Origin of the sequence: Micromonospora sp. NPDC051141, from assembly GCF_044455765.1 — a bacterium.
In the GTDB taxonomy this organism is placed as follows: Bacteria; Actinomycetota; Actinomycetes; order Mycobacteriales; family Micromonosporaceae; genus Micromonospora.
On the sequence record NZ_JBITFD010000022.1, the window covers coordinates 1 to 13064 of the forward strand.

The following is a 13064-nucleotide window of genomic DNA, read 5'->3' on the forward strand; positions in this document are numbered from 1 at the left end:
GAGCTGGCGCTGTTCGCGGTGCTGTTCACCGACGGGATGCGCGTCGGTTGGGCCGACCTACGGTCGGCGTGGCGGCTACCGGGCCGGGCCCTGGGCTGGGGACTGCCGCTGACGTTGCTCGTCACCGCGGTGCTGGCCCACTATGTCGCCGGGCTCGACTGGCCGGAGGCGCTGCTGGTCGGGGCGATCCTCGCCCCCACCGACCCGGTCTTCGCCGCCGCGCTGGTCGGCAACGACAAGGTGCCCGCCCGGCTGCGGCACCTGCTCAACGTCGAGTCCGGCGTCAACGACGGTCTCGCCCTGCCCTTCGTGGTGGTGCTGCTGGCGGTCGCGGCCGGCTCCGACGACCTGCATCTAAGTGAGTTGGGCACCGAGCTGGCGGTGGGACTGCTGATCGGTGTGCTGGTGCCGCTGGCCGCCATCGCGCTGGAGCGCACCCGCTGGTTCGCCGCCTCCGCGGCGTACGCCCCGCTCAACGGGGTGGCGATCGGGCTGCTGGTGCTGGCGCTGGGCAAGGCCACCCACGGCAACCTGTTCCTCGCCGCGTTCGCCGCCGGCATCACCGTGGCCACCTTCGGGCCCCGGGAGCGGGCCGCCTTCGAGCACTTCGGGGAGAACGTCGCCGAACTGCTGAAACTCGCCGCGCTGCTGGTGTTCGGCGCGCTGATCTCGCCTGCGTTCCTCGGGGAGATCTCCTGGACCGGCTGGCTCTTCGCCGTCCTGGCCATCGTGGTGGCCCGACCGGTGGCGCTGTGGATCTCCTTCCTGCGCTCCGGGCTGGGCCTGCGGGAACAGGCCGCCGCAATGTGGTTCGGCCCGAAGGGCTTCGCCTCGGTCGTCTACGGGCTACTGGTCCTCGAATCCGGCATCGCCGCCGGCGACGAGGTCTTCCACCTCGTGGCGCTGACCATCGTCATCTCGATCCTGGCGCACTCCTCCACCGACGTCGTGGTCGCGCGGGCCTTCGACGAATCCCGCGAGACACCCGCCTGGCACGGCGTGCTGCGCCGGATCGGACACGCCCGCCGCCCGGCGGTGACGCCACCACCCCGAACCGACCGGACGGACCGCGAGAGCCGGACCGCTCCGGTCACCGGCTCCCACGGCAACGGACCCGACGATCCCGCCGAGCCGAGGTGACGCCGATCCGGTGGCGACCGCTGGGCAACGAGGACGCCGGCCGGTGGCCTGCCGCAGGGCGCCGGAGACGACCGTTCGGGCGGGCGGCGGCTGCCTGACCGGCGAAGATCGATACGTCCGGCGCCGGGGCGGATAGGCTGGTCACGGTGTGCCGGGAAGCCTGGTCGGCGAGGTGATGGTCCCTGCCTGCCGACGAGGAGTTCCGTGTCTGACGCCGACCGCCGCAGCACCAGCCTGTTCGCCCGCCGCTCGTGGAGCGAGACCAGCCGCATCTCCACCATCCTCCGAAAGGAAACCGTCGGTGGCGCCCTGCTACTGGTGGGGGCGGTGCTGGCGCTCCTCTGGTCCAACTCACCGTGGGCGGAGAGCTACCACTCCCTGCGCGACCTGCGGGTCGGGCCCGCCGCGCTGCACCTCGACCTCAGTCTCGCCACCTGGGCCGCGGACGGCCTGCTGGCGATCTTCTTCTTCGTCGCCGGGCTGGAACTCAAGCGCGAATTCGTCGCCGGTGACCTCCGCGATCCCCGCCGCGCGGCCATACCGGTCGCCGCCGCGGTCGGCGGAGTGGCGGTGCCCGCGCTGCTGTTCGTCCTGATCACCGCCGACGCGGGGGAGGGCGCCGCGCGGGGGTGGGCCGTCCCGACCGCCACCGACATCGCCTTCGCCCTCGCCGTGCTCGCCGTGGTCGGCCGGATGCTGCCCTCGGCGCTGCGGACCTTCCTGCTCACCCTGGCCGTCGTCGACGACCTGCTGGCCATCATCATCATCGCCGTGTTCTACACCTCCGACCTGTCCATCGGGCCGCTGGCCGGGGCGCTGATCCCGCTGGCGGTCTTCGGCCTGCTGGTGCAGCGCCGGGTGCGCTCCTGGTGGCTGCTGCTCCCACTGGCGGCTGCCACCTGGGTGCTGGTGCACGAGTCCGGCGTGCACGCGACAGTCGCCGGGGTGCTGCTCGCGTTCACCGTCCCGGTCGTCCGCAGCGCCGCAGCCGGCGGTCCGGACGCCGGACCAGGGCTGGCCGAGCACTTCGAGCACCGGATCCGGCCGCTCTCCGCCGGGGTGGCGGTGCCCGTCTTCGCCTTCCTCGCCGCCGGGGTGACCGTCGGCGGCCTGGCCGGGCTGACCACCGCGCTCACCGACCGGGTCGCGCTCGGCATCGTGGTCGGCCTGATCGTCGGCAAACCGATCGGCATCATGGCCGCCACCTGGCTGGCGTCGCGCGTCACCCGAGCCGACCCGGAAGACGGCCTGAACTGGTACGACGTGCTCGGCTTGGCGCTGCTCGCCGGCATCGGGTTCACCGTCTCCCTGCTCATCGGCGAACTCGCCTACGGCCTCGGCAGCGAACGCGACGACCACGTCAAGGTCGCGGTACTCACCGGATCGCTGCTCTCCGCGCTGCTCGCGACCGTCGTCCTACGCGCCCGCACCCGGGTCTACCGACGGGTCCGCGAACTGGAGACCACCGACCGCGACCAGGACGGCGTGCCGGACATCTACCAGCCACGGCCCGGCCAGGCGTCGGGACACTGAACCGGACCGCCGCCGGGCGGCCGGTACGGCGGAACGAATCGACCCGACGACGACGGCAGGACCACCGCGAGGCGGCTTTGGCCGGCCCGAGGGGGCAAGCGCGAAGAGGTGCCAATCATCCTCGGTGCTCCGCACGTGGCGGTAGCGACCGTGCTGATCGCGATCATGACCCCTACCGCCGCCCGCCCCGCCCTTGGCGCGGTCACCGACGCTGACCGATGACCCTGAGGCGCAGGAGCGCGCTCAGGGCTGGTCGGCTGTGGCGTGATCAGCCCGCCGGGCTGCTGTGGTGGTCGAGTTGCATGACGATCGCGCTCGGTCGACAGGGGACCGGGTCAGGACCGGCCTCGCGGTGGGCGCTGTCCGCCCAGGTCCGCCACCACGTGTCCTCGGTCGGCTCGCCGGCGGCCGCCACGAGGGCGCCGATCAGATCCGTTTCGGTCGTGGCACGGACCGTATCCGCGGCGCGGACGAGGTCGCGGATCCGTTCGGTCCGCCCACGGACCACCTCCCCGACCAGGTCACGCCCGGCCCCGGTGAGGGCCAGCCAGGCCACCCGCCGATCGGTGGTGCCCTGCCGCCGGGCCACCAGGCCGCGGCGGACCAGACGGTCGCAGGTGCGGGTCGCGGTCGACGGGTGCACCGCGAGGGCGGCCGCGAGGTCGACCGTTCGAAGCGGTCCCCGTGCGGCGAGCAGCACCATCGTGCGGTACTGGGAGAGGGTCAGCTCCGTGTCGAGGCCGGCCAGCGTCCGTGCGGTGAAGCCCACCAGCACCCTGCTCAGCGCGGCCAGACCGTCGACGAGCGCCGACTCGGGCTCCGTCGCCGGCGCGTCGGGCGGGACGTAGAGTTCCACCACACAATGGTTGCATGGGTGCAGGAAAGGCGGTGGGGACGGTGTCCGGCCAGCGCGACGGATCCCGGCAGCGGGCGACCGGGCGCTGGGAGCAGCTCAGCGCCGCCCCGCTGACCCTGCTGTCCGTGGTCTTCCTCGCCGCGTACGCCTGGCCCATCCTCGTGCCGCAGCTACCCCACCGGTGGGCGGTCGCCTGCGAGGTGACCGGTGTGGCGATCTGGCTGCTCTTCTGGGCCGACCTGCTGGTACGGCTCGCCCTCGCCGGTGACCGGCTGCGGTTCCTGCGCACCCACCTGTTCGACCTGACCGTGCTCGTGCTGCCGTTCCTGCGTCCGCTACGGGCCCTCCGACTGGTCACCGTCGTGCTGAACCTGACCCGGCGCACGACCGACTGGGCCCGTGGCCGCCTCGCCCTGTACGTCAGCGCCACGACCGTGCTGCTGGTGGTCGTGTCGGCTCTGGCAGTGCTGGACGCGGAACGGGGCGCCCCGGACGCCTCGATCACCTCGTTCACCGACGCCCTCTGGTGGTCCGCGGTGACCATCACGACCGTCGGGTACGGCGACCTCTACCCGGTGACCACGGCGGGCCGGCTGGTCGCGCTCGGCCTCATGGTCGGCGGGATCGGCCTGATCGGTTTCGTGACCGGGTCGCTCGCGACCTGGATCGTCGAGCGGGTCGCCGACCGGAACCGACCGGAGCCGGCCACCGCCGCCGACGTCGCGGCCCTGCGGGACGAGATCGCCGCGCTGCGGGCGGTGCTGGACGCAAGATCTTCCGCCGCCGGGAGGCATGATCGGCTCGTCGTCGATGACTGAGCCGGGGCGCTCCGCCGAGTCGGTTCACCGGTCGTGGCTCGGACTGCCTGCGGCGTTGGCGTTCATCGCCGTCGTGCTGCTGGTCGACGTGGCGGCCGCCGCGCACGCCGTCCTCATCGGTTTCCTCGCCCTGGCCCCGCTGCTGGCCGCCGCCGTGGACACCCCGAGGCGTACCGCCGTCGCGTCCGCCGCGGCGACGGTCGCCGCCGTCCTGGCCGGGCTGCCCAGTCAGACCCTGGGCAGCCTCGACCACGTCCTGCGCGTGGCGGTGGTGACAACGGTGAGCGTCGCGGCGCTGTACGTGGCCCGGGCTCGCACGCTGCGCGAGGAGCGGATCCGCCAGATGAGCGAGATCGTGCGGGTCACCCAGAAGGCCATCCTGCGGGAGGTCCCATCCAGGGTCGGCGCCGTGGCGCTGGGAGCCCGGTACGTCTCCGCGCAGCGGGGCGCGGGGGTGGGCGGCGACCTCTACGAGGTGGTACCGGGACCGGACCGGCTGCGCGTCATCATCGGCGACGTGTGCGGCAAGGGACTACCGGCGGTGCAGCTCGCCTCTGCGGTGATCGGCGCGTTCCGTCAGTCCGCGATCGTGCGTGACCGGCTGGAGCAGGTCGCCATCGACCTCGACGCCCTGGTCGCCCGGGAACCGAAGCCGGCCTACGGGTTCACCTTCGTCACAGCGGTCCTGCTGGAGGTCCGTGGACCGGACCTGTGGGTGATGAGCTGCGGACATCCCATGCCGCTACGACACCGGCCCGGGCGTACGCCCGTCGTGCTCGACGAGCGCGAGCCGGACCGGCCGCTGGGGCTGGGTGGCCGGCGCAACCCGCCGACGCGCCACACCTGGGCGACCGGTGATCGTCTGCTGCTCTACACCGACGGGCTGATCGAGGCGCGTGACGCCGGTGGCCGGTTTTTCCCGCTCCCGCTCCTCGACCGGCCGCTGTCCGCTCCGTCCCTGTCCAAGGCGCTCGACGCGGTCTGGCGCGCGGTGCGGACCCACGTCGACGGTGAGCACCGCGACGACCTCGCGTTGCTGCTGATCGAGCGGCTGCCGGTCGACGACGACGAGGTCGGCCGTGGCGGTCGGTGACGGTTCGTCTCGTCCGCCGAGGGTGAGCGGTCAGGCAGAGGCGTCGGCGTCGGTGGATGCGGGGGCGCCGGACGGGGTGGGGGAGACCGGCGTGGCCGATGTGTCCGTGCCGGGTGCGTCCGTGGCGGGTGGGGACGAGGGGGTGGCGGGCGGGCTCGTGGTCGGGTCGGATGCGGTCGGGCTGCCCGTCGGCTCGGGGGTGGATGTCGACGGCGTGACGTGACCGGTGGGTCTTGCGGTCACGTGTGGTGGAGTCGCCGGAGTCTCGACCGTGCCTGGCGCGGGCGGTGTCGTCGTGGGCGCGGTGGTTCGGGGTGTCGTCGGTTCGTCGGTCCGGACAGGCGGTACGCGGGTGGTCGGCGTGCTCGTCCGCCGGTCATCGGCGTCCGCGATGGTGACCAGTGCCGACGACCTGCGGCACGGCACGCCGGCGAGCGTGAAGCCGTCCGGGCCGGCCCCGGCGGGCTCGGTGTAGGTTCCTCGCAGCGGCACCCGGAGCAGCGACGAGGATTCCAGCGGGACGGGCAGCCGCACCAGCCGCCCCGACTGCCGCGCGTCCATCGGCGTGTCCAGGTGCTGGCCGGGCGACAGCCGGAACCGCAGCACGGGCCGGTCCGTCGGCTGCCTCCCAGTCACCTCGACGGCCACCTCGGCGTCGAAGGTGCCCCGGGCACGTTCGGCCGAGTACGTGACGGTGCAGCCGAAGGCCGCGCTCGGCGTCGCCTCCGACGCGCCGTAGGCGTCCTGCGTCGAACCGGAGCCGGGAAGCTGGGCGACGAGCACCGCGCCCGCCAGGACCGCCGGGAGACCGCCCACCAGGGCCGCGCGCCGCAGCGGTGTCCGGCGGCGGCTCCCGGGCAGGACGGGAGCCGTGGGCCGAAGGTCCGGACGAGCACCGGCGGCTGGCCGCACCCGCACCACCTCGGGAAGGGCCGTGGTGGCGAGCACCCGCGCCATGGTGTCCGCGCTCGGCCGCCGGCCGGGATCGTGCGCGAGGCAACGGCGCCGCAGCTCTTCGACTGCCTCGGGCACCCCCTCGATCCGCAGCGTCGTCTCGTGATCGCGGCGGTCGGCCCGATCCGGGCGGGCGGGGGCCTGCCCGGTGAGGCATTCGGTGAGTAGGAGGCCGAGGGCGTAGATGTCACATGCGGGTGCGGCGGGCTCGCCGCGCAGTTGCTCCGGTGCCATGTAGGAGGGCGTACCGCGGATCTCGCCCCGGCCGTCGACGGTGGCGGAGCCGGCGGAGAGCGCCACGCCGAGGTCGACCAGTTTCGCGCCATCGGGCGCGAGCAGCACGTTGCCCGGCTTGACGTCGCGGTGGACCAGCCCGGCCCCGTGGACCGCGGCGAGCCCGGCCGCCACGTCCGCGCTGATCTGGCCACCGGTGGGCCACGCCAGCGCGCCGGTCCGGCGCAGCCGGTCGGCGAGGGTCTCGCCGTCGACGTACTGCAGCACCAGGAAGGGCACGCGTCGCAGCCCGGACAGCCGGGCCTCGCCGTAGTCGTAGACCGCGGCGACGTTCGGGTGGTCCAGCCGCGCCGCGGCCCGCGCCTCGCTGCGTACCGCCCCGCGCCATCTGCGGTCCTCCGCCGGGCCGGGGGCGAGCAGCTTGACCGCGACGGTCCGGTCGAGCAGTTGGTCCACCGCCTGCCAGACCACGGCCGACCCACCCCGGCCAACCTGCCGCACCAGTCGGTAGCGTCCCGCCAACACCCGCATCGGGCACCCCCTCACGGTGACTCCCGGCCGCGCAGCCCACGCGGCGGCACGACCGCCCTCCTAGCCGGGGCCCCAGCAGGAAAAACGACGGCCGGCGCGGGGCGGGGCGGTTCACGGCAAGGTGTCACACGGGTGGGTGCAGATCGTCATGGAGCTGTCGTATTGCCTGTCGAACACTGGGGTAGGGGCGTGAGGGACGCCGATGGAGACGTGAGGAGACGAGTCGTGAGCTACCCGTGGTTCTTCCCGGAAGGGCTGCCGTCGCTGTTTCACGACGGTCCGGTCGCTGACGACACCCGGTTGGCGTGTCGCGTCGTCGAGCAGATGAACCGGGATCCGCTGCTGCGCCGCGAGCGCATCTGCGTCGAAGCGCAGAATCGGGTGGTCATCCTGGAAGGGCGGGTCACGTCCTCCGACGTGTCGACCCGCGCCCGCGTTCTCGCCTGGGCCGTGCCCGGAGTGCACGACGTCAACGTCCGGCTGCACGTGATCTGATGTCGCCACCGGCGAGACGACAGGAGAGTGGATCATGACAGTCGATCCCACCGGCCGGGACCTCAAGGAGTTCCTCGCCGCCGACCCCGACGCCCCGGTGGTGATGCTCAACCTGCTGCGTTTCGTCGAGGGCGGACGGGGGCCCTACGAGCGTTACGCCACTGCGTTGCGGGAGACGTTCCTACCCCGCTACGGCGGTGAGGTGCTCTACGCCGGTGACGGGGGACCGGCGCTGGTGGCCGAGGAGGGACAGGCATGGGACGCGGTGCTACTGGTGCGCTACCCGAGCCGGAGGGCGTTCAGCCGGATGGTCGCCGACCCGGAATACCAGGAGGTGACCCGGTGGCGGACCCTGGCGCTGGAGGAAGCCGTCCTGCAACCCACGGCCCCCTGGACCCGGAGTTGAGTCGGAACCGGCTGCGACGACGGAGCGGGCGACCGCGAGTGGACCGGCGACACGCCCTGGTGCGTCCGGCGCTGGTGGCGTTGTCGACAGCGGCCATGCTGATCACCGGCTGCGCCAGCCGGCCGGCGGACCCGCAGCCGACGCCGGAGCCGACCTCCACCGTCCGCCTGGGCACGGCCGCCCGCGCCGAGGTGGGGGCGCGGCTGACCGTGACCGCCTCGATCGACCGCGTCCTCACCAGGGCCGCCTTCGTCGTGCGAGACGCCGACCTCACTAAGGGGAGGCTACTCGTGCTGTCCGGTGATCCCGCCCCGGCGGAACCGCCGCAACTGGTGACCGTGAGCGGCACCGTGATCGAGTTTTCGTACCGTGACCTGTCGGCCCGCTACGATCTCGGATCCTTCGGCCCGTACCGGGACTTCGAGGGCGGTCGGGCGCTCGTCGCCGAGGAGGTGACCATCTGGAAATGACAGCTGGAGCCGCCTACTCAGGCCTGCCGGTGCACGGTCCTGCGGGCGATGTCGGGCAGGTGCTCCGGCAGCGCCACGGCACGCAGGTCGGCCAGCACGTCGTCCAGGAGGCGGGTGATCCGCGGCTGGTCGCGTCCCGCCCGCCGGACGTCGTCGACCGCGATCGCGAGGAAGCCGTCGAAGTCCTGTGCCCGGGCCCGTACCCGTGGCGTGCCGTCGGGGTCGTCGACGAGCAGCCGGTGACCGGGCCGGCCGGCCAGACGACGCAGCAGGTCGTGCATCTCCTGGACGCTGCGCACCGCGGTGGTGGTGTCGTTGATCCCGGGTGACAGGGCCCGTTCGGCGATGTCGGTCAGCTGCCGGAAGCCGAACCCGACGTCCTGACCGAGGGTCCGTTCCACGCCGAGGTTCACCGCGACGCAGGCCCGTGACTCCGGCACGGTCGCCGGGAGCGGGTCGCCGGGCATCGGATGGACCGCGATCAGCGGTTGCCCGGCCACCACGAAGTCACCCGGCGCGGGCAGGACCGACAGGGCGCAGTCGTGTGCGCGGGCCAGCGCGGCGAGGCGGCCGAGGTCGACGTGCTGGACCATGCCGGGCTGCACCGCATTGATCACCTGCACCGGCGGGGCCAGCGGCGCGGCGGGCGCGGCGGTCGGGCCGACCGGATACTGCTCCTCGATGACCCGGCGGGTCTGGGCGCCGACCGCGGCGATGATGTGTGAGACCCGCATGACGGTGGTGACGTGGTGCAGGTAGTAGACGAACAACCCGCTGCTGGCGAGCACGAGCGTCATCGTCACGGCGAGCGAGAGCTCCGGCAGCCGGGCGTCGGAGCCGGCCGGCAGTGCCGCCAGCACCACCATGGCGAACAGCGCGGTCGCCAGGAACGTGCCCAACGCGGCCTGCGTGATCCGGTCCTGCAGGAAGGTCCGCAGCACCCGGGGGGAGTACTGGCTGCTGGCGAGTTGCACGGCGACCACGGTGATGGAGAAGACCAGCGCGGTGAACGAGATCATCGCGGTGATGATCGACGATAGCAGCGACCGGGCGCCGGCCACGCTGCTGGGCAGGAACCCGCCGGTCGGCAGGCCCAGTCGCAGCTCGGCCACCGACAGGCCGAGGGCCAGCAGCACGGCCCCGGCGGCGAACGCCGCCGGCACCAGCCAGAACCCCGACCACGCGGCCGCCAGGCGGGACCGAAGGGTACGCGGAGCAGTGCTCATCCCGCGCTAGTCCCCGGTACGCGCCTTTTGCATACCTGCCGACGGGTCTGTTTACCTGGAGGCGGACCTCGACCGGACGCACGAAGGAGGTGGGGCCGGGACCCCGGCGCGCTGATCATGAAGAGTCGACACATCACGGTATCCGTCGCCTCCGCCGCCCTGCTGGCGCTCGCGGCAGGGTGCGGCGACGGTCGGGAACCGGCACCGGCCTCGTCCGGCTCGATCCCGGCGGTGACGTCGACGCCGGGCGCATCGACCGCCCCGACGGGGGGCGGGGTGCCGACGGCCGCCCCGACCACGGCCCCGCCCATGCCGACCACGGTCCCGCCCGCCCCGACCACGGCCTCGCCCTCGTCGAGCGCGTCGCCGTCGGGCACGCCCGGCGCCGGGGCGGGGGAGGCGCTGCGTCGCGGTGACACCGGCGACGCGGTCCGGGCGTTGCAGGAGCGGCTGGACCGGCTCGAATACTGGGTCGGCGAGTCCGACGGCACCTTCGGCCTGCTCACCGAGCAGGCGGTCTACGCGCTGCAGAAGGCCGCCGGCCTGCGCCCCGACGGGATCGTCGGCGCGAAGACCCGGGCCGCGCTCGACGACGGGAAACGCCCGGCCGCCCGCAGCAAGGACGGCCACCTCGCCGAGGTGGACCTGGACCGGCAGCTGCTGATGATCGTCGACGACGGTGCGGTGAGCCGGATCTTCAACACCTCGACCGGCACGTTCGAGCACTACACCTACCAGGGCGAGACCTATCTGGCCGACACCCCGCGCGGTCGGTGGACCGTCGACTGGCAGGTCGACGGCTGGCGCGACGGCCCGCTCGGCCGGCTGTACCGGCCGAAGTACTTCCAGGAGCAGGGGATCGCGATCCACGGCTACACCAGCGTCCCGCCGTACCCGGCGTCGCACGGGTGCGTGCGGGTGACGTTGCCGGCGATGGACTGGTTGTGGGCGCAGGACGTGCTGCCGAAGAAGACCCGCGTCTGGGTGTACTGAACGACCGGGCCACAGCGGGTAGCCCGTGGTGACCAGCGCGGCCGAGGACAGGGGCGATGTGATGACGCCGCACCACAGCCCACCCATGGCGCGGCCCGCGTGGGCGGACGCGCCGACCGTCCTGGCCCCTGACGCCGGCAATCACTCCTCCGGTTGGCGGCGCTCGTCCTCGGCCCGCTCCCGGCTGAGGAAGAACGCGCCGAGCGCCCCTGCCAGGGTGCCGAACACCGCCACCGAGTACGTGGCCAGCACCAGCTCCAGGACCTGCGCGAACGCGTCGTTCACGCGCAGCGGCTCACCGGTGATGGTGGCGAAGGCCGCGTCATGCAGGGCCCGGGGCAGGCTGCGGTAGGAGCCGGTGACCACGAGCAGTTGCCCGGCCGCGAGGATCACGGCCAGGGTCACCACGGCGAGCCAGGCCAGCCGGTCGGTGAGCAGCCGGCCGGCGGAGCGGGAACCGCGGATAGCGGCGGCGACCACGCCACCGCCGCGCGCGGCCCGCAGTGCGCTCGCCGCCCGCAGGAACCGCAGGAACGGCACGGCCAGGAAGATCAGTTGCCACCAGTTGTGTTTCCAGAACTCGCCGGCGCGGTGGCGGGCGATCCAGGCGCGGAGCGTGAACTCGGCGACGAAGACGGCCCACAGGATCCAACTGGTTACGGTGAGTACGGTGCTGAGCGGCTCGTCGTGGATGAACGCCTGGGCCAGGACGAGCAGCAGGAAGAGCAGCCCAAGGACGCCCATCGGCTTGTCCAACCGGTGGGCGAGGCCGTTGAGGCGGGCCTCGTCCTCGCGGCGTCGGCGGCCGGGATCGTCGCTCACCCTGCCGCAGCCTACCCGCGCCCGGGGCCGGGAACGGCCGCTCGCGACACGACCGCCGACCCCGCGAATCCGGCGAGCCTACACGGCGGTCCCGCAGCGCGAGCGCCTCACAGATACTGCTTCCGCCAGGCGCTGACCGCCTCCTCGACGGCGTGCTCCTCGCGGCGCAGGGATGCCTTGATCCGTCTGCGTTCGCCGGTCATCCGTTGGAACACCGCGAGCGCGCCACAGGACACGACGAGCGTCGTCAAGGCGGCCAGCGGCGCGACGAGCGCGCCGGGCACCGTCAGCGCGGCGATCAGCACGGCGGCGATGAGGGCGGAGCGGCTCGTTCGACGAAAGGCGCGGCGGGCGATCGCCGCCTGACTCACCAGGTAGATCACGACTCCGCTGTGCAGGACCGCGCTGACCGGACCGGACAGCGGGGAGTGCCGCATGGCGACCGCTTCCAGCAGCAGCTTGAGGCCGAGGGCGGTGGTCACCACGCCGAGGATGGTCAGCAGGTGCAGGTAGGTGTAGACGTCGCGGGCCAGCGGCACCCGGACGCGATCTCGGACGCCGTGCAGGATCTGCTCCACCCCGGCGGCCAGGCTGTCGAAGTGCAGCCACCACATCGCCGCGACCAGTGCGATGCCCAGCACGGACGCGGTGATCACCCGGGCGGTCAGCGCCAACCGGTCGAACCGGCCCGGTCCGATGCCCAGCGAGATGACCACCTCGCCGAGGGCGACGAGCACGATCAGGCCGTGCCGCTCGGCCCAGTGCCCGGCCGACGGCAGCGACCAGTGCGCGTAGGGCAGGACCAGCCCGACCGCGTACTCGACGAGCAGGGCGGCGGTCCACAGGACCAGGCGGGCCTCCAGGACCGCGTTGGCCGGGACCCACCACGGTACGGCGACCGAGAGCCCGATCAGGACGGCGGCCAGCACCGGCGGAACGGTCACGGCGGCGAGTTGGACGCGGGTGTGACCGGCCCGGCTGAAAACGAACAGGAATCCGGCCGAGGTCAGGGCTCGCACGATCAGGTATGCGACGGCGAACACCAGGGGGCCCGGCAGATCGTCGGGCTGGTCGACGAACGCCTGCGGGATCGAGATCGCCAGCACGAACACCGCGGCCATGATCCCGAAGCCGAGCACCGGAAGGACGCCGTGATCGGCGCGGACCACGTTGCCGAGCGCGACGAAACCGGTCCAGCACCACCACAGCAGCGCCACGACTACCACGCCCGCCACCAGCTCCGAGGCGGTCAGGTTACGGGAGACGAGCCCGGTGACGTTGAGGAAGGCGAAGACGAAGATCAGGTCGTAGAACAGCTCCAGCCGCGTGACCCGACTGCCCGGGGCCACCGGAATCAGCCACCGGGACCGGCGCAGATGGGGTGGGCTGCTCACCCGGCCAGTCTCCGGCATCCGGCGGTGGCGGGCCCCGGCTTTGGCCGTCGCACCCGCCGACCGAAAGCCGCGCCGTCGCGGTGTGACGCCCGCCCGCCC

At 73.0% G+C, this 13064-nt stretch carries 13 protein-coding genes; 8 read left to right on the forward strand and 5 right to left on the reverse strand.

Going from position 1 to position 13064, the window contains the following annotated elements:
* Together ACIA6B_RS30000 and nhaA are read left to right on the forward strand one after the other, a co-directional pair.
* On the forward strand, window positions 1-1140 hold a 1140-nt coding region (locus ACIA6B_RS30000; RefSeq protein WP_396778507.1), incomplete at its 5' end, for a cation:proton antiporter.
* Between the two features lie 204 nt (window positions 1141-1344).
* Window positions 1345-2673 (forward strand): Na+/H+ antiporter NhaA, encoded by a 1329-nt coding sequence (nhaA, locus tag ACIA6B_RS30005; RefSeq protein WP_396778509.1) that lies wholly within the window; start codon window positions 1345-1347, stop codon window positions 2671-2673.
* Between the two features lie 268 nt (window positions 2674-2941).
* Here nhaA and ACIA6B_RS30010 read toward each other — a convergent pair whose 3' ends face one another.
* On the reverse strand, window positions 2942-3529 hold the full coding sequence (locus ACIA6B_RS30010) for a MarR family winged helix-turn-helix transcriptional regulator (protein ID WP_396778511.1): 588 nt from the start codon (window positions 3527-3529) through the stop codon (window positions 2942-2944).
* Between the two features lie 14 nt (window positions 3530-3543).
* Between ACIA6B_RS30010 and ACIA6B_RS30015 the strand changes: the two genes are divergently transcribed.
* Both ACIA6B_RS30015 and ACIA6B_RS30020 read left to right on the forward strand, forming a co-directional pair.
* Window positions 3544-4347, forward strand: a complete 804-nt coding sequence (locus ACIA6B_RS30015) for a potassium channel family protein (RefSeq protein ID WP_396778513.1) — start codon at window positions 3544-3546, stop codon at window positions 4345-4347.
* Window positions 4340-5440, forward strand: a complete 1101-nt coding sequence (locus ACIA6B_RS30020; RefSeq protein ID WP_396778515.1) for a PP2C family protein-serine/threonine phosphatase — start codon at window positions 4340-4342, stop codon at window positions 5438-5440. The genes ACIA6B_RS30015 and ACIA6B_RS30020 overlap by 8 nt, the downstream gene beginning before the upstream one ends.
* A 30-nt stretch (window positions 5441-5470) precedes the next feature.
* Here the strand turns inward: ACIA6B_RS30020 and ACIA6B_RS30025 are convergent, their stop codons facing one another.
* Window positions 5471-7159 (reverse strand): serine/threonine-protein kinase, encoded by a 1689-nt coding sequence (locus tag ACIA6B_RS30025; RefSeq protein ID WP_396778517.1) that lies wholly within the window; start codon window positions 7157-7159, stop codon window positions 5471-5473.
* A 225-nt stretch (window positions 7160-7384) separates the two neighbouring features.
* Here ACIA6B_RS30025 and ACIA6B_RS30030 point away from each other — a divergent pair, with 225 nt between their 5' ends.
* The 3 genes from ACIA6B_RS30030 to ACIA6B_RS30040 are packed head-to-tail and all read left to right on the forward strand — an operon-like array spanning window position 7385 to window position 8530.
* The gene (locus ACIA6B_RS30030) at window positions 7385-7654 is read left to right on the forward strand and encodes a BON domain-containing protein (protein WP_396778519.1); all 270 of its coding nucleotides are present in this window, start codon (window positions 7385-7387) and stop codon (window positions 7652-7654) included.
* A 34-nt stretch (window positions 7655-7688) separates the two neighbouring features.
* The gene (locus ACIA6B_RS30035; RefSeq protein WP_396778521.1) at window positions 7689-8060 is read left to right on the forward strand and encodes a DUF1330 domain-containing protein; all 372 of its coding nucleotides are present in this window, start codon (window positions 7689-7691) and stop codon (window positions 8058-8060) included.
* 38 nt (window positions 8061-8098) lie between these two features.
* Window positions 8099-8530: a hypothetical protein gene (locus ACIA6B_RS30040; RefSeq protein WP_396778523.1), complete on the forward strand. Its 432-nt coding sequence runs from the start codon at window positions 8099-8101 to the stop codon at window positions 8528-8530.
* Between the two features lie 17 nt (window positions 8531-8547).
* Here ACIA6B_RS30040 and ACIA6B_RS30045 read toward each other — a convergent pair whose 3' ends face one another.
* Window positions 8548-9756, reverse strand: coding sequence for a DUF2254 domain-containing protein (locus tag ACIA6B_RS30045; protein ID WP_396778525.1), 1209 nt, complete (start codon window positions 9754-9756; stop codon window positions 8548-8550).
* 309 nt (window positions 9757-10065) lie between these two features.
* Here ACIA6B_RS30045 and ACIA6B_RS30050 point away from each other — a divergent pair, with 309 nt between their 5' ends.
* Window positions 10066-10749: a peptidoglycan-binding protein gene (locus tag ACIA6B_RS30050; RefSeq protein WP_396778527.1), complete on the forward strand. Its 684-nt coding sequence runs from the start codon at window positions 10066-10068 to the stop codon at window positions 10747-10749.
* 141 nt (window positions 10750-10890) lie between these two features.
* Here ACIA6B_RS30050 and ACIA6B_RS30055 read toward each other — a convergent pair whose 3' ends face one another.
* Window positions 10891-11571 carry a hypothetical protein gene (locus ACIA6B_RS30055; protein WP_396778529.1) on the reverse strand — a complete coding sequence of 227 codons (681 nt, stop codon included), beginning with the start codon at window positions 11569-11571 and terminating at the stop codon, window positions 10891-10893.
* Window positions 11572-11678: 107 nt separating this feature from the next.
* The gene (locus tag ACIA6B_RS30060; protein ID WP_396778531.1) at window positions 11679-12965 is read right to left on the reverse strand and encodes a low temperature requirement protein A; all 1287 of its coding nucleotides are present in this window, start codon (window positions 12963-12965) and stop codon (window positions 11679-11681) included.
* Window positions 12966-13064: the final 99 nt, after the last annotated feature.

What these genes read in the sequence shown, in the direction of transcription:
- ACIA6B_RS30045 (WP_396778525.1), bottom strand. Translation starts at nt 9,756, where the DNA reads ATGAGCACTGCTCCGCGTACCCTTCGGTCCCGCCTGGCGGCCGCGTGG.
- ACIA6B_RS30020 (WP_396778515.1), top strand. Translation starts at nt 4,340, where the DNA reads ATGACTGAGCCGGGGCGCTCCGCCGAGTCGGTTCACCGGTCGTGGCTC.
- ACIA6B_RS30035 (WP_396778521.1), top strand. Translation starts at nt 7,689, where the DNA reads ATGACAGTCGATCCCACCGGCCGGGACCTCAAGGAGTTCCTCGCCGCC.
- ACIA6B_RS30050 (WP_396778527.1), top strand. Translation starts at nt 10,066, where the DNA reads ATGCCGACCACGGTCCCGCCCGCCCCGACCACGGCCTCGCCCTCGTCG.
- ACIA6B_RS30015 (WP_396778513.1), top strand. Translation starts at nt 3,544, where the DNA reads ATGGGTGCAGGAAAGGCGGTGGGGACGGTGTCCGGCCAGCGCGACGGA.
- ACIA6B_RS30025 (WP_396778517.1), bottom strand. Translation starts at nt 7,159, where the DNA reads ATGCGGGTGTTGGCGGGACGCTACCGACTGGTGCGGCAGGTTGGCCGG.